Origin of the sequence: Acidibrevibacterium fodinaquatile, assembly GCF_003352165.1 — a bacterium.
GTDB classification, from domain to species: domain Bacteria; phylum Pseudomonadota; class Alphaproteobacteria; order Acetobacterales; family Acetobacteraceae; genus Acidibrevibacterium; species Acidibrevibacterium fodinaquatile.
Genome location: NZ_CP029176.1, coordinates 3,839,525 through 3,861,705, shown reverse-complemented (window position 1 = coordinate 3,861,705; position 22,181 = coordinate 3,839,525). Strand labels below are relative to the sequence as shown.

At 63.9% G+C, this 22,181-nt stretch carries 15 protein-coding genes and 1 tRNA gene; 12 read left to right on the top strand and 4 right to left on the bottom strand.

The window, feature by feature from the left end; translation table 11 throughout:
- Window positions 1-120: 120 nt before the first annotated feature.
- Together prsK and DEF76_RS18225 are read right to left on the bottom strand one after the other, a co-directional pair.
- Window positions 121-2,163 carry an XrtA/PEP-CTERM system histidine kinase PrsK gene (prsK, locus tag DEF76_RS18230; RefSeq protein WP_114913509.1) on the bottom strand — a complete coding sequence of 681 codons (2,043 nt, stop codon included), beginning with the start codon at window positions 2,161-2,163 and terminating at the stop codon, window positions 121-123.
- A 40-nt stretch (window positions 2,164-2,203) separates the two neighbouring features.
- Entirely contained in the window at window positions 2,204-3,571 is a 1,368-nt protein-coding gene (locus DEF76_RS18225) for an exopolysaccharide biosynthesis polyprenyl glycosylphosphotransferase (protein WP_114913508.1), read from the bottom strand.
- A 568-nt stretch (window positions 3,572-4,139) separates the two neighbouring features.
- Between DEF76_RS18225 and DEF76_RS18220 the strand changes: the two genes are divergently transcribed.
- The 10 genes from DEF76_RS18220 to xrtA all read left to right on the top strand — a co-directional run bounded on the left by DEF76_RS18220 (window position 4,140) and on the right by xrtA (window position 14,897).
- A tRNA-Val gene (locus DEF76_RS18220) sits at window positions 4,140-4,211 on the top strand.
- A 133-nt stretch (window positions 4,212-4,344) separates the two neighbouring features.
- Entirely contained in the window at window positions 4,345-4,971 is a 627-nt protein-coding gene (locus DEF76_RS18215; RefSeq protein WP_114913507.1) for an XrtA/PEP-CTERM system exopolysaccharide export protein, read from the top strand.
- 9 nt (window positions 4,972-4,980) lie between these two features.
- Window positions 4,981-6,576 carry an XrtA system polysaccharide chain length determinant gene (locus tag DEF76_RS18210; protein ID WP_114913506.1) on the top strand — a complete coding sequence of 532 codons (1,596 nt, stop codon included), beginning with the start codon at window positions 4,981-4,983 and terminating at the stop codon, window positions 6,574-6,576.
- Complete coding sequence (locus DEF76_RS18205; protein WP_162800749.1) at window positions 6,573-7,454, top strand: P-loop NTPase family protein; 882 nt, start codon at window positions 6,573-6,575, stop codon at window positions 7,452-7,454. Before DEF76_RS18210 ends, DEF76_RS18205 begins: the two co-directional genes overlap by 4 nt.
- Before the next feature lie 32 nt (window positions 7,455-7,486).
- Window positions 7,487-9,226 carry a TIGR03016 family PEP-CTERM system-associated outer membrane protein gene (locus tag DEF76_RS18200; protein ID WP_114913504.1) on the top strand — a complete coding sequence of 580 codons (1,740 nt, stop codon included), beginning with the start codon at window positions 7,487-7,489 and terminating at the stop codon, window positions 9,224-9,226.
- Between the two features lie 7 nt (window positions 9,227-9,233).
- Window positions 9,234-10,232: an XrtA/PEP-CTERM system-associated ATPase gene (locus DEF76_RS18195; RefSeq protein WP_114913503.1), complete on the top strand. Its 999-nt coding sequence runs from the start codon at window positions 9,234-9,236 to the stop codon at window positions 10,230-10,232.
- A 26-nt stretch (window positions 10,233-10,258) separates the two neighbouring features.
- Entirely contained in the window at window positions 10,259-11,113 is an 855-nt protein-coding gene (locus DEF76_RS18190; RefSeq protein WP_114913502.1) for an XrtA system polysaccharide deacetylase, read from the top strand.
- Window positions 11,114-11,118: 5 nt separating this feature from the next.
- Window positions 11,119-12,162 (top strand): FemAB family XrtA/PEP-CTERM system-associated protein, encoded by a 1,044-nt coding sequence (locus tag DEF76_RS18185; RefSeq protein WP_114913501.1) that lies wholly within the window; start codon window positions 11,119-11,121, stop codon window positions 12,160-12,162.
- A 6-nt stretch (window positions 12,163-12,168) separates the two neighbouring features.
- Entirely contained in the window at window positions 12,169-13,395 is a 1,227-nt protein-coding gene (locus tag DEF76_RS18180) for a TIGR03087 family PEP-CTERM/XrtA system glycosyltransferase (RefSeq protein ID WP_114913500.1), read from the top strand.
- Window positions 13,392-14,897, top strand: coding sequence for an exosortase A (gene xrtA, locus DEF76_RS18175; protein WP_114913499.1), 1,506 nt, complete (start codon window positions 13,392-13,394; stop codon window positions 14,895-14,897). Before DEF76_RS18180 ends, xrtA begins: the two co-directional genes overlap by 4 nt.
- 8 nt (window positions 14,898-14,905) lie before the next feature.
- On the opposite strand, the gene DEF76_RS18170 is transcribed toward xrtA, so the two are convergent.
- On the bottom strand, window positions 14,906-15,928 hold the full coding sequence (locus DEF76_RS18170) for a glycosyltransferase family 2 protein (RefSeq protein WP_114913498.1): 1,023 nt from the start codon (window positions 15,926-15,928) through the stop codon (window positions 14,906-14,908).
- Between DEF76_RS18170 and DEF76_RS18165 the strand changes: the two genes are divergently transcribed.
- Window positions 15,927-16,850, top strand: a complete 924-nt coding sequence (locus DEF76_RS18165) for an FkbM family methyltransferase (RefSeq protein WP_114913497.1) — start codon at window positions 15,927-15,929, stop codon at window positions 16,848-16,850. The genes DEF76_RS18170 and DEF76_RS18165 overlap by 2 nt on opposite strands.
- Before the next feature lie 374 nt (window positions 16,851-17,224).
- Window positions 17,225-20,488 (top strand): efflux RND transporter permease subunit, encoded by a 3,264-nt coding sequence (locus tag DEF76_RS18160; RefSeq protein WP_114913496.1) that lies wholly within the window; start codon window positions 17,225-17,227, stop codon window positions 20,486-20,488.
- Window positions 20,489-20,510: 22 nt separating this feature from the next.
- Here DEF76_RS18160 and DEF76_RS18155 read toward each other — a convergent pair whose 3' ends face one another.
- Complete coding sequence (locus tag DEF76_RS18155; RefSeq protein WP_114913495.1) at window positions 20,511-22,133, bottom strand: acyl-CoA synthetase; 1,623 nt, start codon at window positions 22,131-22,133, stop codon at window positions 20,511-20,513.
- Between the last annotated feature and the right edge of the window lie 48 nt (window positions 22,134-22,181).

The window sequence follows — 22,181 nt, the reverse complement described above, 5'->3', positions numbered from 1 at the left end:
CGGAGCGCCAGCCAGCGTTTTGTCGCGCCCCTCCAGAAAAATCCTTGCGCAATAGGGTCCAGGGACAGTGTCCCTGGCGGGGTCCAGGGGCAGCGCCCCTGGCCTTGCTGCTTTCGCGCGTCATGCGGTGACGGGCGTGTTGAGGAGGGGCAGCGACAGGCGCATGGTGGTGCCTTCGCCGAGTGCGCTGGTGACGTGCAGGCTGCCGCCGGCCTTCTGGAGCAGGGCGCGGGCCTGGAAAGCCCCGATTCCAGATCCGCTGTGTTTGGAAGAGCGGAAGGGGCGGAACAATTCGTCGCGGATGAAATCCGCTGTCATGCCGGCGCCGCGGTCGCTGATCTCGATCACCACGGCGCCGTTTTCCTCGCGCAGCCGGACTTCGACATGGCCCGGGCGGCCAGCACTCGCCTCGGCGTCGAGGGCATTGTCGAGAAGATGGGTGATGACGGCGTCGAAGGCCTCGAGGGGCATGGCGATTTTGCCGCAAGGTTGGGCCGGTGCGATCGCGATCGGCACACCGCGGCTTTGGCGCAAGGTCGCGGCGATGGCGGCGATCCGCTCGAGCGGCGCGACGACGCTTGCCGGGGCGTCGTTCTCGGAGGCGTTGAGGCGCGCCAGAAGAGCGGTGATTTTTGCCACCGCGGCGCGCACGGTCGCCAGCATGTCGCGCTGGAAATCGGGGTTGTCGAGGTGAAATTCGGCGTTGGCGAGCAGAAGCGAGAGCTGGCTCGAGACATTCTTGATATCGTGGGCGACGAAGGCAAAGCGTTGGCCGTATTCGCGCAGATGCCGGGTTTCGACCAGGCTTTGGGTTGCGCGCTGTTCGGCGAGGAACACCGCGACCTGCTGGCCGATGGTGCGGAGGAGCGTGAAGACCTCGCCGTCGAGACGGAAGGGGGCCCGTGGCGGGGACAGCAGGATCAGCCCGATCAGCCGCCCGGCATGGACCAGCGGCACCGCGAGCCAGAGCGGCGGAAAGCCTTCGATCCAGGGCGCGGTTCCAGGCGCGGCGACGACGACCTTCTCGCCCGCGTCCAGCCGAGCGAGCAGGGGGTGGTCGGAGCCGAGCATGACACCGGCCGGCGGCAGGTTGAGCGAGCCCCCCCAGTGGAATCCGGTTTCCTCGGCGGCGCGCAGGAACAAGACGCCGCCGGGGCTGTCCACCACCTCGGCGGTCGCGCGGATCACCCGCTCGTGCAGGGGGACGGCGGGGTCGGGTGTCGCGAGGGCGGTGATACAGCGCATCCATTCCCGGCGATAATCGTAGCGAGTGGTAAAGAAATGATCGACGACCAGCGCGGTCAGGCGCGAACGCGCCGAGCCGGAGCTGAGCAGCACCGCGATGATCACCAGACCGCCGAAAAGCAAAGAAATTTCCGCGAGCGTTCCCCAATTCGCGCCGAAGCGCCGGAAGACTTCGCCGGCGGCGGCGAGGGCAAGGAGGAAAAGCCCACTTCCGATCAGCGTCGTCGTGTGGAAGACGACGCTGCGGGAAACCTGAAGGGTGATCCCGTGCTTGCGGTTGCGCAGCGTCGCCAGCGCGATGAGTGGCGCGAGGCCAGCGACGACGATGGCCTGGCCAGCGAAAAGCGGCGGCGACAGCCGGCGAAACAGCACTGCGTCGGCGTAAAGCGCGAGATCATAGGCAAACAGGGCACCGAGCGCGATGCAAAGCAGGTTGATGTGCCAGCGTCGTTCGGGGCGGCTGTTGCGGTAGAGATTTTCGATGAGCAGCAGATTGGCGACGGCGAAACCGAGCCTCGCCGCGATCGCCGGCGAGGCGAGGGTCATTTCCGCGCCGGAGGAGGGGGCGATGAACGCCGCGCCAACGGCAAAGACGAGAACGATCGCACCAAAGCCAACCAGGGGACGACGAAGCGGCCTGATCCCGGGCGACGGTGACGGCAGCAAAAGGAGACCAAAGCCGTACCAAGCGGCATCACGCGCCACTTCGAGCCCGCCGGGCAGGGCCGCGAGCGGCGTTTCCGGGGCGGCGGCGATGGCGGCGGCCCAGGCGGCCGTGGCCAGACTGGCGATGACCAGGCCGACGTCGCTCAGCACCAGCCCCTTACGCCGCTTTTGCCCCGCGAGCGCGACGAACAGCGCGAGCGCGAGATAGGCCGCGGCGCAAGCCGGATAGAGGAAAGGGTCGATCCATGCCATTCCTGCCGAGATACGCGATTTTTCTCACCCTGTCGCGGGATCAGCGAGCGCCTTCGCGGAACAGGATCACCCGGACGGTGGAGAAGAGGATGAGCAGATCGAGGAAAAAATTGCGACGAGCGACATAATAGAGATCGTAGGCGAGCTTCATCCGGGCATCTTCGATCGAGGCGCCATAGGGAAAATTGACCTGCGCCCAGCCGGTGATGCCGGGTTTGACGAAGCTGCGATCATGGTAACGGGGGATCGCGGCGGCGAGCTTAGCGACGAAATGCGGCCGCTCGGGGCGCGGCCCGATGAGGCTCATCTCGCCGCGGAGCACATTGATCAGTTGCGGTAGTTCGTCGATCCGGGTGCGGCGCAGAAAGCCGCCGACGCGGGTGATGCGGGGATCATGGGCGGCGGCCCAAGTCGGCCCGGCGGCCTCGGCGTCGGTGCGCATGCTGCGGAATTTCAGCAGCATGAAGGTCTTGCCGTGCAGCCCGACGCGCTCCTGGCGGTAAAACACCGGCCCCGCGCTATCGAGGCGGATGGCGAGGGCGGCGAGCAGCATGAGCGGCAGCACCAGGATCAGCATCGTGACGCTGAGCAGGAGATCAAAGCCGCGTTTGAAGGCTTGATCGAGCCGGCTCGCGAAGGCGCGCTCGGCAAAAACCAGCCAGTCCGGCGGCAAGCGGTCGAGATCGAGGCGACGGAAGCGGCGCTCACGGAAGTCGACCTCGTCGAAGATACGGATACCGGCACTCTTGCAACGCAAAAGCGCCGCCGCCGGCAGGCTTGCGCGGGCGGCGGCGGCGATCACGATCCCCCAGATTTTACGCGCGCGCAGCGCCTCCGGATCGAGTGCGGCAGGGTCGCTGGCGGGCGCGGCGATGGTAAAAAAGCCGGCGTCATCGAGCCGCGGCGCCGGCGTTCCGCGGATATCATCGGGGTCGCCCAACACCAGGATATGGCGGGCGAAAACCCCGTGGCGGAGGGCGACGCGAAAGAGTGAGCGGGTGAGCGCGAGACAAAGCAGCCAGGCGACCAGGATACGCGGCAGCCATAGCGCCTCCCGGCTGGCGAGCAGAGCGAAGAGATCGGCATGAAAGAGAGGCGCGAACATCGCCAGCGCCGGCAGCACGATGAGGGCGACGATACCGATATTGACCAGCAGCTGCCGCGTATAAAGCAGCGTTTCCCGCCGATAGAGCCCGAGCGCCGAGCCCGCGAGACCGAAGGCAAGCGTGATCAATGCCGCGACGTCAACCGCCTGGACCGCGCCGCCGTAGACGGATTGGTTCGCCGGCAAGAGGCCGGTCGCGCCGAAGGCGAGCAGGGCGGCGATCAGCGTAAAGCTGAGCACGGCCTCGACCAGCCACAGCATCAGCATTTCCGAAGGCATGTAATGGCCGAATATTTTGGTCATCGTATCCTCACCGCAACATTCCGGAGGGCGTCTCGAAAATCACACCGTGATGACTCTGAAGCAGGCGCTGAACTCTCACGGCTCGGTTGATGTTTCGGCATCATTCAAAAACCGCATGACTCCATGATCGGCGCCGACCCCTGTCCCCCGAACATTCGTTAATTCAACAGAACCCAATGGTTGATGCGATTTTAATTGCCATGCTAATCACCCTTCGCGAATGAAACTTTTTATGAAAGCCGCATTTTAAAAATTAACATTTGAGCAATTTACCTAACAGTTCTATTTATTTATCTCATATCAAACTGACAACAACCTCCGGTTATGTACTAATTTCTGCCATCTGAGGCAAAATTTACGACGGATGTTGAAGCTATGTCAACGATGATGTTAAGCCATCGTCAATGCGGCGGCCATGCCACCGATGTGAAGGGTTTGTTAATTTTTGGTGGCGGCGTCACCGCCGGGTCGGTAAGCTTGGGTGTCGATCGGAGCAAACTTTACAAAAAAATAATCTCTTTGCTATTTCCTGCCGAGGTAAGGTGGCGTGACTGTGGCGGCATTTTGAAGGCGTGTAGCTCAACGGCAGAGCGCTGCCATCACATGGCAGAGGCTGGGGGTTCAATTCCTTCCGCGCCTATGCCAGCCGCGGCGCTGCGCCTGGTCCGCCAAAAGCGGGTCTGCTGGGATCGGATGGGATGTCTTCGGCGGTGAACCTCTACTAAATAACAGCTGATCTTGGACGGCGACGTAACGCGCGGGCGGTGGTGAGCATGAAGCGAGTGACTTTTGGGATCGTCGCCTTGGCCCTCATCGGGGTCTTGGTCGGGGCGTGTTCACCGGCGCCGAAGGCGCTTGACCCGACCAATACCAGCACCCCGGCCACCGCCAGCGACTATATCATCGGCCCCGGCGATACGCTGTCGATCTTCGTCTATCAGGCGGCCGATCTCAGCGTCACCGCGCTGCCGGTCAGGCCCGACGGGCGGATTTCGGTGCCGCTGGTCCCCGACATGATGGCGGCCGGCAAGACGCCGACCCAGCTTGGCGAAGACATCGCCGAGAAGCTCAAGAAATACGTCAAGGATCCGACGGTGACGGTGATGATGCACTCCTTCGTCGGGCCGTTTGACCGCCAGGTGCGGGTGATCGGCGAGGCCGCCGACCCGATGGCGATTCCCTATCGCGACCATCTGACCGTGCTCGACGTGATGATCGAGGCCAAGGGGCTCACCAAATACGCCGCCGGCAACCGTTCGGTGATCGTCCGCCGCGGCGCCAACGGCCAGCAGGAAATCATCCACATCAAGCTGAGCAGTCTGCTGAAGGATGGCGATGTGTCGCAGAATGTCGAAATGAAGCCGGGCGATACGCTGATCATTCCGCAATCCTGGTTCTGAGTGGGGGCGATGGACCAGCTTTCCGCGCTGCTGCATCGCTACCTCGTCGGCGCCTGGCGGCGGCGGTGGCTCGCGCTTGCCGGCGCTTGGCTGCTCTGTCTTGGCGGCTGGGTCGGTGTCGTCCTGATGCCCAATCAGTATGAGGCGAGCACGCGGCTCTATGTCGATGCCGATGCCGTGCTCACGCCGCTGCTCAAGGGGCTCGCGATCGACAGCACGCCGGCGAACCAGGTCGATCTCCTGCAGCGCACCTTGCTCAGCCGGCCCAATCTCGAAAAGCTGATTTCGAAGACCGATCTCGACCTGCTTGCCCCCGATCCGGTCCGCCGCAACGCGCTGATCGAGCAATTGGCGACGGCGATCCGCATCCAGTCACAGACCAATAACCTTTTCACCATCACCTACCGCAACACCCGCCCGCGCCTCGCCTATGACGTGGTGCAGACGCTGATCACCATTTTCGTCGAAAGCGCGACCGGCACCAATCGCTTGCAGATGCAGAACGCGGCGCGCTTCCTCGATGCCCAGATCGCCGAGTATGAGGCCAAGCTGCGCGAGGCCGAGCACCGACGGGCCGATTTCCAGGCCAAATACATGGAGCTGCTGCCTTCTGACGCGAATGGCGGGGTCGGCGGCCTCGAAGCGGCGCGCGCGCAGGTGACCCAGCTCGAAGGCGAACTCGCCGATGCGATCGCCAAGCGGGACATGCTCGCCCAAGATCTCCACTCGAATTCGCCGCTACAGATGTCGGAGGCGGGACGGGCGGCGCTGCAGCACAACGCCGGCGCTGCCGCCGCCGACCCCGATCTCATCGCCGCGGAGAAGAAACTTCGTGAGCTGCGGCTGAAATATACCGAGGACCATCCCGAGGTGATCGCCGCGCGCCGCTTGGTCGAGGCGCTGAAAGCCGCGCCTTATACCGCCGCCGGCGCCGGCGGCGGAGGGGGTGGCGGCGGCGCGCATGCTGGCGCCAACGCGGGACATGGTTTGCCGAACGCGGTCTACGACCAGATCAAGGTTCGCCTGCTTGACGCCGAGGCGACGGTGAACTCGCTCCGCCGCCAGCGTGACGAGGCGATCAAATCGCGTGATCGGCTCGCCGCGATCGTGCGTAACGAGCCGGGGTTGCAGGCCGAATACATGGATCTCGATCGCGATTACGCGGTGGTCCGCAAGACCTATGAGGAATTGCTGAGCCGGCGCGAGGTGATGCGGCTCTCCTCGGCGGCCGATACCGATGCCGACAAGCTGCGCCTCCAAATCATCGATCCGCCGCAGATGCCGCGGGCGCCGGTGGCGCCAAAGCGTGCCTTGCTGATGGCTGGCGTGCTGGTCGCGGGGCTCGGCGGTGGCGCCGGCCTTGCGCTGCTGCTCGCCCATCTCGATTCCTGCTTCTATACGGCGAACGATCTCCGCAGCTTCGGCCTGCCGGTGCTCGGTGGCATTTCGCTGACCTCGCACGGGCCGCGGCGCGCGGCGATGATGCCGGCCATCACCTTCGGGTTTGGCGTCGTGCTGTTGGTTTTCATGTTCGGCGCCTTCATCACCGGGCCGCATTGGTTCGCCGCCATGCCGGGCTCGCATTGGCTGGCGAGGTTCGTGTGACGGTGCAAACCAAGACCTCTCATCTCATCGAGCGCGCGGCGAAGCATCTCCGTGGTCTCGAGGAACTCACCCGCTCGGCGCCGTTGCCGCCAGCGCCGAGCGAGGAGGCCCCCGCCGCGCGGTCGGCGCCGCTTTCTCCCGCCGCCTTCGTGCCGCCGCCGCCCCTCGAGTTCGCGGTTTTGGAGCAAGCCGGCATGATCCCTTGGGGGCGCAAGCGCGATCGCGTGGCCGAGGAATTCCGTCTCGTCCAGAGCCAGGTTCTGCGCCAGCTCGACGCCGTCGCCAAACCCGGCCAACAGAGCGCTGGCCTTTCTAACCTGGTGATGATCACCAGCTCCCGGCCGAATGAGGGCAAAAGCTTCGTCGCCCTCAACCTTGCCGCCGCCATCGCGCATTTTGGCGGGCGGCAGGTATTGCTCGTCGATGCCGATGCCAAACATACCTCGCTTTCACACCATCTCAACCTCACCGAACAGCCCGGTTTGCTCGATTTCGGCGCTGGCCTCATGCCCCGCCCGGAGGCGCTGGTGGTGCCGACGCGGCTTGAGACCCTGTCGATCCTGCCGATCGGCGGTGTTGGCCCTGGCCGCGGTGATCTCACCGCCAAGGTCTCGATTGCGACCACGGTCGAGCGGTTGGCCCGCCGCTTCTCCTCGATGGTGATCATGCTCGATGCGCCGCCCTGCCTTTCGACAAGCGACCCGAGCGCGCTCGCCCCGGTGGTTGGGCAGATTGTTTTCGTGGTCGAGGCCGAGCGGACGAAGCGCGGCGAGGTGGAGTCCTCGCTCGATCTCATCGCCGCGTGTCCGACGATCACTCTCTTGCTCAACAAATCTCAGTTGACGACAAAGAGCACCTTCGGCGCCTATTATTACTGATCGCGTCGGACGGGAGGCAGGGTGGTCATCACATGAGCGCTTTTTGCGGTAGCGCCGCGGCCTGCCCTCGCCGCCATGCCGGCGGGTATTTTCGGCGGATCGCCGCCGGCCTGGTGTTCGGCGCGGGCGGGCTTGGCCTCGGCGGCACCGCAGCCCGGGCGCAGGACGCAGCCCTGCTCCCCGCCCCGCCGGCCGCCCCGGCCTCACCGATCGCGGTGGCGCAGGTCAATCTCGGCGCGCCGCCGCTCGCCAACCCCGACGTGTTGCCGACGCCGCTCACCCCGGCCGCCCCGGCGCCGCCGCCAGCGGGCGGCACGCCGCCGGCGTGGGCGATCACGTCCAGCCTCAATGTCAGCGAGACCTATATCGACAACGTGCTGATGATCAGCGCGCCACGCGATTCTGACATCTATACCTCGATCAACCCCTCGATCTCGATCGTCGGCGATACCCAGCGCGTCCAGGCAACGGCGGTCTATGATCCCAATGTCTTGATTTTCCCCGGCTATTCCGGACTCAATCAGATCGACGAGAACGGCGCCGCGCAGGCGACCATCACCCTCGTCCCCGAAACGCTGTTCCTCAGTCTTCAGGGTTTTGCCTCGACCCAGGCCACACCCGGCGGCTCGATCGGCCCGTTCGGCTATAACCCGGCTTTTACCGAGCAGATCACCAGCTTCTCGGTCTCCCCCTATCTCCAGCACCAGTTCGGTGATTACGGCACCGGCAAGTTGATGTATTCCTTCAACAATACCAATTTCGGCATGACCGGGCTCAATGGCGTCGATAGCTATATTCCGTCAAGTTCGCAGTATCCCGCCTATTTCAATCCCTTCAACGGCAATCTGATGACCAGCGAGGAGCAGGCGCAATTCACCACCGGGAACTTCCTCGGCCGCCTGCAACTTCAGAGCACCGCCGATCTGCAGCAATATAACGGCTTCGGCATGGGGCCGGATTCCTATCAGAATATCTATGACAACGAATTTTCCTATGCGCTGACGCACAGCTTCGCGCTGCTCTTTGGCGGCGGCTGGGAAGACATCAATTACAACATGCAACCCGACATCGCGATCCATGATGCGATCTGGGATGTCGGCTTCAAATGGAAGCCCAACGCCGATAGCACCGTGATCGCGACCTACGGCCACAAATACGGCCTTACCTATCCCTATCTCGACGGCGAGTATCAACTCACCAAACGCACCAAGATCAACGCCAATTACACCGAATATCTCGACACCGCGCCGCAGGCGATCCAGAACAACCTCGCCAATTCGACGCTGCTGCCGACCGGACAGACCACCTCGACCGCGACCGGCGCGCCGATCGCGGTCGCCAACCCGTTCTTCGCCCTCGAGGAAGGATTGCTCCAGACCAAGCTTTTTAACGCCGGCATCACCACCGCCTATGACCGCGACACGTTCTCGCTCACCGGGAGCCACGAGACCGATTATGCGATTGCCGTCGTCCCCGGCATCCTGTCTTATTCCGATCGCATGTCTTACGGGACGCTGTCTTGGACCCACACGATTTCCGATGATCTGACCGCCACCAATTCTTTCACCTATGGGCCGATGTCGTTTTATGTCGCAGGGCAGCCGGCGGAGAATTTCACCACCCTCCAGGCATCGAGTTCGCTCACCTACACCATTAGTCCAACGTTAAGTGCTATCGCGACATATACCTATATGGAGTTTCTCGGCAATTTGCCCGGCGTCAGCGCGACCGCGAACATGGTGACCGTCGGGTTGACCAAAACCTTTCAATAGCGAGTGCATGTTCCAGGAATACTACAAGCTCGAGCTGCCGCCGTTCCAGCTCACCCCCGATCATCGCTTCTTCTTCGGATCGAGCGTGCATAGCCGCGCCATCGCCCATCTCGTCTATGGCCTGTCGCAGGAGGAGGGGTTCATCATCATCACCGGCGAGGTCGGCGCCGGCAAGACGACGCTGGTCGAACGTCTCGCCTCCGAGATCGACCAAGCGAGCTATGTGTTGGCGCGGATCGTGACGACGCAGGTTTCCGGCAATGATCTCTTTCGCCTGATCGCCGCCGCGTTCGGGATCGATGGCAGTGACAAGGCCGCTTTGCTGCGTGACTTCGAGGCGATGCTGCGCAACCATCGCGCTTGCGGCCGGCGCACCCTGCTCGTCGTTGACGAGGTGCAGAATCTCGACATCCCGGCGCTCGAGGAATTGCGCATGCTCTCCAACATCACCGATGGCGGGCACGCCTTGTTGCAAACCATCCTGCTCGGCCAGCCGCAATTCCGCCGCACGCTCGCGAGCCCCGATCTCGACCAGCTCCGCCAGCGCGTTCTTGCCTCCTATCATCTCGGCCCGCTGAACGAGGAGGAGACCCGCGCCTATATCGAGTATCGTCTCAAGGCCGCCGGCTGGTCGGGGAGCAACCCAAGTTTCGAGGCCGGCGCCTTCGCCGCCGTCTATCGCCACACCGGCGGCGTGCCACGCCGCATCAACCGGCTCTGTTCGCGGGTTCTGCTCTATGGCGCGCTCGAGGAGACATCGCAGATCAGCGAGCCGATGGTCGAAACCACGGCGCGCGAACTGAACGACGATCTCGGCGCGGGAACCCCGGTCGCGGTGACGCCTGAGCCCGGCCAATCTCTCGCGCTGCCGGCACAGCCGCAGGTTTCGATGGTGTTCGAACTGCTGCAGCGGGTGCAGGCGCTGGAGCAGGTGGTGGCGCGCCGGGAGCGGGTGTTCGAGCGTCTCCTTGACCTGCTCGGCAGCGATATCGGTCTCAAGCGGTGATCGGTGAGAGGGGAGGGGCGCGCGTGATGGGCGAAAGCACGGCGATCGCCAATGCAATGACGGTCGATGTCGAGGATTATTTCCAGGTCCAGGCGCTGTCTTCCGTGATCGCGCGCGCCGATTGGGACGGCATCGCCTGCCGGGTCGAGGACAATGTCGCGCGCCTTCTCGATCGCTTCGCGGCGGCCGGGGTGCGCGGCACCTTCTTCACCCTCGGCTGGATCGCCGAGCGTCATCCCGCGATGGTGCGGCGGATCGTCGCCGCCGGGCATGAATTGGCGAGCCACGGCTATGACCATATCCGCGTCGATCGCCTCGACCCCGCCTCCTTCGCCGCCGATATCGCGCGCACCAAGACCATTCTCGAACAGATTGGCGGGGTCGCGGTCGCGGGCTATCGCGCCCCGACATTTTCGATCAATCAGCGCAACCCCTGGGCTTTCTCGGTGCTTGCCGAACAGGGCTATCGCTATAGTTCCAGCGTCTATCCGATCCACCATGATCTTTACGGCATGCCCGAGGCGCCGCGCACGCCATTCCGCACCGCCGATGGCGCGCTCTGGGAAATTCCGATGACCACCATCCGCCTGCTCGGGCGCAATCTGCCGTGCGCGGGCGGCGGCTATTTCCGGCTCCTGCCTTACCGCCTGTTTCGCCAGGGTCTCGCCCGGCTCAATCGGCAGGAGCGGCGCGCCGGGATTTTCTATATCCATCCCTGGGAGATCGACGCCGCCCAGCCGCGCGTCGCGGGGCTCTCGCGCCGCGCCCGCTTCCGCCATTACGTCAATCTCGCGCAGACCGCCGGACGTCTCGAGCGGCTTTTGCGCGATTTCGCCTGGGATCGGATGGACCGCGTCTTCGCCGCGCAATTGGCCGCCTGATCCGGATGGCCGTCACCGTCAAACCGCTGACCGAACGCGCTGACGCCGCTTGGGATGCGTTCGTTGCCGCCTTCCCCGCCAGCACGTTTTTTCATCGCGCCGCTTGGCGTGACGTGATTGCGCGCGCTTTCGGCCATGCGCCGCTTTATGCCTTCGCCGAACGCGATGGCGCCATCGTTGGCGTCTTGCCGCTGTTTCACAAGACCTCGCTGCTGTTCGGCAATGCGCTGGTTTCAACCCCGTTTTGCGTCTATGGCGGCCCGCTCGCCGCCGACGATGAAGCTGCCGCCGCCCTCACCGCCTATGCCGCCGACAAAATGCGCGCATGCGGCGTTCCAAGCGTCGAATTTCGCCATGGTCCCGCCGAGGCCGCGCCGCTCGCCGATGGCTGGGTCGAGGGGCCGGCGCGCTATGTCACATTCCGCAAGCCGATCACCGAGGACGACGAGGCCAATCTCCAAGCGATCCCGCGCAAGCAGCGGGCGATGGTGCGCAAGGGCATCGGCAACGGGCTGGCCTCGCGCGTCGACGCGAGCATCGATCCGTTTTATCGGATTTATGCCGAGAGCGTGCGCAATCTCGGCACCCCGGTGTTTTCCCGCCGCTATTTCCGCCTGCTGCTCGAGATTTTCGCCGATTGCGCCGATATCCTCACCGTCCTCGATGACGGGGCGCCGGTTGCGGCGGTGCTGAATTTCTATTTTCGTGACGAGGTTCTGCCCTATTACGGCGGCGGCACCGAACGGGCGCGCTCGCGGGCGGCGAATGATTTCATGTATTGGGAGGTGATGCGCAGGGCTGCGGCGCGCGGTGTGCGGCTCTTTGATTTCGGACGCAGCAAGCTTGGCACCGGCGCGTTTTCCTTCAAGAAAAACTGGGGATTTTCGCCGACCCCGCTCCGCTATCGCTATCTCCTCGCCGAGGGCGCGGCGATCCCCGACACCAACCCGCTCAACCCGAAATACCGTTTGATGATCGCGACCTGGAAGCGGCTGCCGCTTGCGCTCGCCAATGTCCTCGGCCCGCCGATTGTGCGCGGGACTGGCTGATCCGCCATGGCCGATCTCCTTTTTCTCAGCCATCGCATCCCCTATCCGCCGGACAAGGGCGAGAAGATCCGCGCCTTTCACATCCTCCGCCATCTCGCGCGCCATCACCGCGTGCATGTCGGCTGTCTGATCGATGACCCGGAAGATTGGCGGCATGTCGCGGATTTGCGAACATTTTGTGCTGATCTCGCGTGTTTTCCGCTGCATCGTCGCCGCCGGCGGCTGGCGGCACTCCTTGCGATGCGGCCGGGGCGAGCGCTGACGCGCGATTATTTCCATCATCGCGGCCTCGCCCGCTGGGTCGCCGACAAATGGGCCGGCGGCGTTCGTGACGTGTTCGTCTATTCCTCGGCGATGGCGCCCTACGTGATGGGAAGGCGGGGCGGGCGGCGCATTCTCGACATGGTTGATATCGATTCCGAGAAATGGCGCGCTTACGCACAGGCGAGCGCCTGGCCGGGGCGCTGGCTCTATGCCCGCGAGGCGCGCACCTTGCTTGCCCTCGAGCGCGCCGCCGCCGCCGAGTTCGACCATACGCTGCTGGTTTCGGCGGCGGAATGCGCGCATTTCGCGCTTTTGGCGCCGGACCTTGGCGGGCGCGTGACCGCGCTCGCCAATGGCGTCGATCTCGCTCGTTTCGCCCCCGATCTCGGCCTTCCCAACCCTTATCTTGAGGGTAGCCCCGCAATCGTCTTCACTGGCACCATGGATTACCGGCCAAACCAGGATGCCGTCATCTGGTTCGCCAAAGACGTACTGCCGGGCGTGCGCGCGGCACGGCCGGGCGGGAAGGCGCCGGTATTTTACATCGTCGGCGCGCGGCCCGGGCGGGGGGTGCGTGAGCTTGCGCGCCTGCCTGGCGTCGTCGTGACTGGCCGCGTGCCCGACACGCGGCCCTATCTTGCCCATGCCGCCTTGGTCGTCGCCCCGCTTCGCATTGCCCGCGGCATCCAAAACAAGGTTTTGGAGGCGATGGCGATGGCGCGACCGGTGCTCGCGACACCGGCGGCGTTCGAGGGGATCACCGCCGCGCCGGGGCGCGATCTTCTGGTCGCGGACGACGCGCCGGCGATGATCGCGGCGGCCTCGGCGGTGCTCGCCGGGCGGCATCCGGGGCTCGGGCGGGCGGCGCGGGCGGCGATGCAACGCCATTACGCGTGGGAGGAGACGCTGGCGCCGCTCGATACCCTATTTGCTGCGGTGCCGGTGAAGCGCGGGGAGGTGCCAGCATGAGACCGGCGACGATATCGGCGCCCGTGTGGTGGGCGGGGTTTCGCCCGGCGGCGCCGGCGCTGACGGCGGGCTTCATCCTGCTTGCGCTCGCGTTTTACCGCGAGGCCGAAGCCGCGGTCGCGACCTGGTGGGATTCCACCGCCTATAATCATGGTTTTCTGGTGCTGCCGATCGCCGTCTGGTTGCTTTGGGAGCGGCGCGCGATGCTGGCCGGCGCGTTCGCGCGGCCGTGGCCGCTGGCACTCCTCGCCGCCGTGCCGCTGGCGGCGATCTGGTTCGCCGCCGAGCGTCTTGGGATCATGGAAGGGCGGCAACTCGCGGTGATGGCGCTGGTGCAAGTCTTGTTGCTTGCCAGTCTTGGGTGGGATTTTTATCGCCGCCTGCTCTGGCCGGCGCTCTATCTGTTCTTTTTAGTGCCGTTCGGCGGCTTTCTCGTGCCGGCTTTGCAGAATTTTACCCTTGGCTTCATCGATCACGGTCTCACGCTGCTCGGCATTCCCTATTTCTCGGATGGTTTTTCGATCGAGATCGCAGAGGGGAAATTCTACGTCGCCGAAGCCTGCGCCGGGCTCCGCTTTCTCGTCGCTTCGATCGCTTTCGGGGTGCTCTATGCCGGCGTGATGTATCGCAGCCCGGGGCGCCGGCTGGTTTTCATCGCCGCGTCCCTGATCGTCCCGGTGCTCGCCAATGGCATGCGCGCGCTCGGCATCGTCGTGCTCGGCCACATCATTGGCAGCGCCCGCGCCGCGACCGCTGATCACCTGATCTATGGCTGGGGTTTTTTCGCTTTCGTGACCTTTATTCTCATTCTCGGCGGGCTGCCGTTCCGCGAGCCGATGGCGGTGCCGCCGGCAATGTCTGCCCGTCCTTCTGCGGCACCGCGGGTGCTCTGGCCCGGCCTTGCGCTCGGTCTCCTGGCGCTGGCCGCGCCGCTCAGCGCCATGGCGCTCGACGGGGCGGCGGCCGCTTCCGGGGTGCGGCTTGCCTTGCCGGTGCCAGCCGGCTGCATCGCCGCCCCGGACGAGACGCGGCCAGCCTTGCTTGTCGCGGCCAACGGCACCACGCGCGCGTTGCTGTGCGCCGGCGGAGAGATCCGGCTGACGGTCGCCGCGTTGCCGGCGCGGACCGATCCTGGCCTCGTTCTGCGGGTGATGCGCGTGCTCACCGGAGAAGCGGGTGCCGATGATGCGGTGATTTCGCCGCTCCCCGCAAAACCCTGGCGGCTGATCGCGACCCGGGCGGAGACCGAGGCACCGTTTCGCGTCGTCGCCGGCGCCTTGTGGCTGGCGGGTGAGCCCACCGGGCCGGGGATCACGCTCCGCCTGCGCCAAGCGTCGCGCAGTCTCGGGATTGGCGCTGCGGGCGGCGTGCCGCTGATCGCGGTGCTGGCGCCGGCCGGCGCGATCGGCGAGGCGGCGGCGGCGACAAAGCTCGAGGCTTTCCTCGCGGCCATGCCCGACCTCGCCACCACGCTCGCCACCGCTTCGGCGGCGGCGCGATGAGGGGGAAACTATCGCGCGCGCGCCGAGCCGGCGGCGGACAGCAGGGTGGCAAGCGGGTTCGCGAGGGCCGCCGGCAAGGTCGCGACGGCATGTTTGACGGCGATTTTCCCGCCCCGCTCGGCGGCCGGCAGAAGGGCATGGATTTCGCGCACGGCGGCGAAATCGCGGCGGGCAAACGCGGTCTCCAACGCCTCCCGCCGGCGCCGCGCGATGCTCGCCCGGATCAGCGCCGCATGCGGGGCAAGGCTCGGGCGCGTGCGCAGCACATGTTCGAGGACGCGGGCATCGCCGAGATTCATTTTCTGGACATCGGCGGAGTAATTGTCGCCATGTTTCCTGATGCCGACCAGCGGCGCGCGCAGGACGCCGAGCGGCGGGTGTTCGGCGTTGCGGAGATGGGTTGCGAAATCCATGCCGACGGTCCGGCTCACCGCTTCGTCCCAGCCGCCGACCGACTGGAAATACCGCCGATCGACGACCATGGCGGAGGGGAAAAACGGCTGAAAGGCGATCAGGCGCGCGATGATCGGCGCATCGAACACGCCGCTTTCCGCGCCGAGCGGGCGCAGACCCTCCCAGAACCCCGGCGGCGCGCTGGCGAATTTGCTCGTCTCTTCCCAGACGCCGTCGCGGACGATGACGAAATCGCCGTAGGCGGCGCGGGTGCCGGGTTCCGCCCGCCACAACGCTTCCATCGCCGCGAGGAAACCCGGGCGCCAGAGATCGTCGCTATCGCAAAACGCGACGAGATCGGTCGCGAGCGCCGCAACGCCGGTGTTGCGCGCGACCAGTTCACCAGAATTCGTGATCCGCAGCGCCTTGACCCTTGGTGCATAGCGGGCGAGGACGGATGGCGTCTCGTCGGTCGAGCCGTCATCGACGACGACGATCGCGTCCGGCGGCCGTGTCTGGCCGAGAATGGCGTCGAGGGTTTCGGGAAGAAAGCCGGCGCGATTATAGGTGGGCACGACGACGCCGATCGAAAGCGTCATCCCGGCGCGCGCGTTTTGTTCGAGGGTTGTGTCATTCATGCCTAATTTCACCAGATTAACGGCGGAATTTCAAATCCGCGTGCTTGCTCGCTTGATTACGCGGATGGGGCCGGGGAACGCGGCGTGGCTCGCGCGGCGGGTGATGCGCGATCGCGGCGCTCCTCGCACGCAGGCTTTCGCCGCATTCTCGCAGCAATGCGTCGAGGCGTGGAAAAACCGGCACTATGACGTCCATCTGAATGGCGAGGCGGCGCTGCTCGCGGCACTGGCGCCGTTCAAGCCATCGGTGCTGTTCGATGTCGGTGCGAATATCGGCGATTGGTCGCTCGCCGCCGCCGAATTGGTGCCCAACGCACACCTTCACGCCTTCGAGATCACGCCCGCAACCGCCGAAGCCCTCGCCGTCAACGCGGCGCCGTTCGGGGCGCGTCTCACCATCCACCCCTTCGGGCTCGGCGATCATGAGGGGGAAATCACGGTCTATCTCTCGCCGCGTGACGATACCGCCAACAGCACGCTCCGCGACGCCGTCGCAATTTCCTCTGACGGGAATGATGATGCAACGATCGCCGAGGTCGCGGCACGCATCACCACCGGCGATGCGTTTCTTGCCGAGCACGGGATTGCGCATCTCGATTTTCTCAAAATTGACGTCGAAGGGGCGGAATTTTCGGTGCTTAACGGCTTCCAAAACGCGTTCGCCCGCAACGCGATAGACTTGGTGCAGTTCGAATATGGCGAAATCAACCTCAAAACCCGCGATTTTCTGGAGGATTACTATAAGTTTTTCACCGCGCGCGGCTTTGTGGTTGGAAAGCTCTATCCTGAGGGGGTGATGTTCAAGGAATACACCCTCGCCGATGAGGATTTTCTCGGCCCCAACTATATCGCCTGCCGCGCCGAGCGCACCGACTTGATCGCCGCTTTGCGCTTTCCTGACATGCGCCGGGCCCGAGTTTGACCGCTAGTTCTTAAAACATCACGAGCATCAGTAAGTTGCAGGTGCGTCGTGGTCAGCGAGTATGATTTTTTGGACTGACGTCATTTTTATGTTTCCACCCGGATGACCGCATCTTTCGTCTGATCGGCCTCATCTCTTGGCATCGCCCCCAAAGTCGTTGCAAATCCAGAGAATGAAACGCCGCGCGGCCGGGCGCACAGACGACGGAGCCTATTAAGCAAACTTTATAAAGTTCACAGATAGCGTCAACACATTGAACGAATTTTTAATTCACGCCTCGCGCGTTTGCCAATACCGTCGGCCGTGCTCACCAGCCTTCCGCGCACGCCGCGCGACGAGGCGGTGTTTCCTGTACAGATGGCGACACGGACGGCATAATGTGGATTGTTCAAGTCGCGTTGCGGCGGCCCTATACGTTCGTCGTCCTTGCGATTCTGATTCTTCTGTTCGGCACCATCTCGGCCGTTCGCACGCCGAAGGATGTGTTCCCCTCGATCGACATTCCGGTCGTCGCGGTGGTGTTCCAATATAACGGCATGATGCCAGCCGATGTCTCTGGCCGCTTCGTCTACTTCTTCGAACGCACGGTGATGGCGACCACGGTCGATATCGAGCATATCGAATCCAATTCGATGATCGATTACGGTATCGTGAAGATCTTTTTCGACAACCACGTCGATATCTCGGCGGCGTTGTCGGAGGTGACGGCGACGGCGCAGGTGGTGCTGAGCTTCTTCCCGCGCGGTTCGGTGCCGCCCTACGTGTTGTTTTACGATGCCGCCTCCATCCCCGTGATTTCAATGACCGCCTCCAGCACGACGGTGCCGGAGACGATCCTGTTCGACTATGCCAATAACGTGATCCGACCGGCTTTGGCCTCGGTGCAGGGGACCGCGATCCTGACGCCGTATGGCGGCAAATACCGCATGGTGATCGCCGATCTCAACCCAGAGGAGATGCAGGCCAACGGGCTATCACCACAAGATGTCGTCAATCAGCTCAACCAGCAGAACCTCATTCTGCCCACCGGGACGCAGAAGATCGGCAAATATGAATGGGCGATGATGCTGACGGATCAGCCGCGCAGCATCCCCGAGATGAACGATTTTCCGATCAAGAAAGCCAACGGCACCGTCATCTATATGAAGGACATCGCCTACGTCCATGACGGCGCCATTCCGCAAACCAACATGGTGCGGGTGAATGGCGAGCGCGCGATCCTGATGCCGGTGGTCAAGGCCGGCGCGGTCTCCACCCTCGACATCGTCCAGGGCGTGAAGGATCGCATGCCGCTGATCGAGGAGACCGTGCCCAAGGGCATGGAACTCCATCTCGTCGGCGACCAATCGGTGTTCGTGCGCGCGGCGATCGAGGGCGTGGTGCGTGAGGCGCTCATCGCCGCGGTGCTGACGGCGCTGATGATCCTCTTGTTCCTGGGCTCGGTGCGCTCGACGATCATCATCGCGGTCTCGATCCCGCTTTCGGTTTTGTCCTCGATCGTCGTGCTCTCGGCGATCGGCCAGACCATCAACACGCTGACGCTCGGCGGGCTCGCGCTCGCTGTCGGCATGCTGGTCGATGAAGCGACGGTGACGATCGAGAATTTCAACTATCACATGGAAATGGGCAAAGACATCGAGACCGCGATCCTCGATGGCGCGCAGCAGATCGTCATCCCGGCGCTGCTCTCTTTGCTTTCGATCAGCATCGTGTTCGCGCCGATGTGGCTGCTCACCGGCGTTTCCTATTATCTCTTCACGCCGCTCGCGGAAGCGGTGATCTTCGCCATGGTCGCCTCCTTCATCCTCTCGCGCACGCTGGTGCCGACGATGGCGGTGTTCATGCTGCGCGGCGTTGCCGAACATCATCAGCAGGAGCTGAAAAGGAAGGAGGAGGGCGGCGAGCACGCGCATGCGCACCCGAAATCGCGCAATCCCTTCGTGCGCTTCCAGCAAGGCTTCGAGCGCGGTTTCACCCGCATGCGCGATGGCTATCATAGCGTGCTCGCGGGCATCCTTGCCATTCGCTATGTTTTCGTCGGGGTGTTTCTGGCGTTCACGGTTGGCTCGGTGGTGGCGCTCGGCCCCTGGCTCGGGCAGATTTTTTTCCCTGGCGTCGATGCCGGTGTGATGTATCTGCATATCCGTGCCCAGACCGGAACCCGCATCGAGGAAACCGCACGGCTGGCGCAAGAGGTCGAGGACTATATCCGCACGGTGATCCCGAAGGACCAGCTCAAGACCTTCGTCGACAACATCGATCTCCCGGTTGCCGGTATCCCGCTCGCCTATCTCAGCACCGGCTCGTTTGGCCCGGAGGACGCCGACGTTCTGATCACCCTCGATCATGACCATCACGGCCCGACCGCCGATTATGTCGCCTATTTGCGGCGGCAATTGCCGCTGCATTTTCCGGGCACGACGTTTTATTTCATGCCCGCTGACATGAACACGCAGATTCTCAATTTCGGCCGCCCATCGCCGATCGATATCCAGGTCACCGGCCCCGATCTCGACGACGATTACCGCTTCGCCTTGCGGCTCTATCGCGACCTGGTGCGGGTGCCCGGCCTCGTCGATACCCATCTCGCGCAGCCCTTCAATTATCCGACCCTAGAGGTCGATGTCGATCGCAGCTACGCGATGATGGTCGGCCTGACCGAGGCCGATGTCACCAATTCGATGCTGACCTCGCTTTATTCCAATTATCAGGTCAGCCCGAATTTTTATCTCAATTACAAAACCGGCATCACCTACTTTCTGGTTGGCCAGACGCCGCAATATCGCATCGATACGATGAACGATCTGATCAACATGCCGATCTCGAATCCTGGGAATTTCAAGACCGCTGGCAGGGACACGCAGATTCTCGGCGCGCTGGCCGGCATCAAAGCGTTGGGCCGGCCGGGTATGGTTTCGCATTATAACGTCCAGCCGATGGAGGAGATCTTCGCTGCCGTGCAAGGGCGCGATCTCGGCGGCGTGTCGGGCGATATCAACCGCATCATCGCCGCCAACTTGAAATACCGTCCGCCCGGCGCCGCGGTTGCGGTGCGTGGGCAGGTGGATACGATGAACACCGCCTATGCTCAGCTCTTTGCCGGCCTGGTCGGTTCGGTGGTGCTGATCTATCTCTTGCTCGTCGTCAATTTTCAGTCCTGGCTCGATCCCTTCATCATCATCACCGCGCTGCCGGCGGCGATCGCCGGCATCGTCTGGATGTTGTTTGTGACGGGAACACCGCTTTCGGTGCCGGCGCTGACTGGCGCGATCATGTGCATGGGGGTCGCGACCGCCAACTCCATCCTCGTCGTGGCGTTTGCCCGCGAGCAGCTGGCGGAGGGGATGAATTCGACCAAGGCGGCGCTTGAAGCCGGCTTCGTGCGGCTGCGCCCGGTCTTGATGACGGCGTCTGCGATGGTGATCGGCATGATCCCGATGTCGCTCGGGCTCGGCGATGGCGGCGAACAAAACGCCCCGCTCGGCCGCGCTGTCGTCGGCGGCCTGCTGTTTGCCACCGTCTCAACCCTGCTCTTCGTCCCCACCGTCTTTGCGATCCTCCATCGCAAAGACAATGCCGACGCGCCAACCCCGGAAGGGCCGCGCGGCGCGGCCGAACACGCGCCGGATGAAACCTGATCAGCGAAAGCGCTGATCGCTGTCAGATCGCCTTCGCGCGTTCGCGAAGGACGAATTTTTGCGTCTTCCCGGTTGAGGTTTTCGGCAATGGTCCGAACACGACCTGGCGTGGCGCCTTGAAATGGGCGAGGTGGGCGCGGCAGAAGGCGATGATTTCCGCCTCGGTCACGGTGGCGCCGGGTTTGAGGGTGATGAAGGCACACGGCGTCTCGCCCCATTTCTCATCAGGTTTCGCGACCACGGCCGCATCCAGCACCGCCGGGTGGCGATGCAGCACCGATTCGACCTCGATCGTGGAAATATTCTCGCCGCCCGAAATGATGATGTCTTTCGAGCGGTCCTTGAGTTCGATATAGCCGTCCGCGTGCCAGACGCCGAGATCACCGGTATGAAACCAGCCGCCGGCGAAAGCCTCCTCGGTCGCTTTCGGGTTCTTGAAATAGCCTTTCATCACGATATTGCCGCGCATCAACACCTCGCCCATCGCCGCGCCATCTTTCGCGACCGGAGCGAGGGTTGCGGGATCGGCGACCATGACCGCCTCGAACACCGGATAAGGCACGCCCTGGCGCGCTTTCATCCGCGCCTGTTCGGCGGGCGGCAGATCGGCCCAGGCCTCCTGCCAGGCGCAAACCGTCACCGGGCCATAGACCTCGGTAAGGCCATAGACATGGGTGATCGTGAAGCCGAGCCGCTCCATCCCCTCGATAACAGCGGCCGGCGGCGGCGCCGCCGCCGTCATCATCGCGATCCGGCGGCCGCCGAAATCACGCCGCTCGGCCGCGGGGGCGTGCAGCAGAAGATTCATCACGATCGGCGCGCCGCAAAGATGGGTGACGCCGGCATCGGCGATCGCATCATACATCGCCCGCGCCTCGACGCGGCGCAAGCAGACATGGGTGCCGGCCAGCGCCGTCACCGTCCATGGAAAACACCAGCCGTTGCAATGAAACATCGGCAAGGTCCAGAGATAGACGGGATGCTGCGCCATCCCCCAGGTGACGATATTGCCGAGCGCGTTGAGATAGGCGCCACGATGGTGATAGACGACGCCCTTGGGGTTGCCGGTGGTGCCGGAAGTGTAATTGAGGCTGATCGCGTCCCATTCATCGCCGGGCAGCGCATGGGCAAATGTGGGATCGCCCGCGGCGAGGAAGGCCTCATAGTCGATCGCACCGATCCGCGGCCCGCCATCGCCATCGACGATATCGACGACCAGCGGTCTCGCGTGCGCGGGCAGCAGCGCGATCGCGGCTTCGATGGTCGCGGCGTATTCGGTATCAGCGAGCAGTATTTTCGTCTCGCTATGGGCGAGAATGAAGGCGATGGTCGCGGCGTCGAGGCGCGTATTGATGGCGTTCAAGACCGCGCCCGCGAGCGGCACACCGAAATGCGCCTCAAAGAGGGCCGGGATGTTGGGGGCCATGACCGCGATGACATCGCCCCGTCCGATCCCGCGCGCTGCGAGCGAGGAAGCGAAGCGGGCGCAACGCGCCGCGGTTTCCGCCCAGGTGAAACGCCGATCGCCATGCACGACGGCGAGACGATCCGGATAGACCGCGGCGGTGCGGGCAAGAAAGCTGAGCGGTGACAGCGGCACGTAATTGGCGGCGTTTTTCGCCAGCGCGAAATCGGTTGCAGACATCGCCTCTCCTTCCTCACTCTCACTCGCCACTATCATAGCGCCGACGGC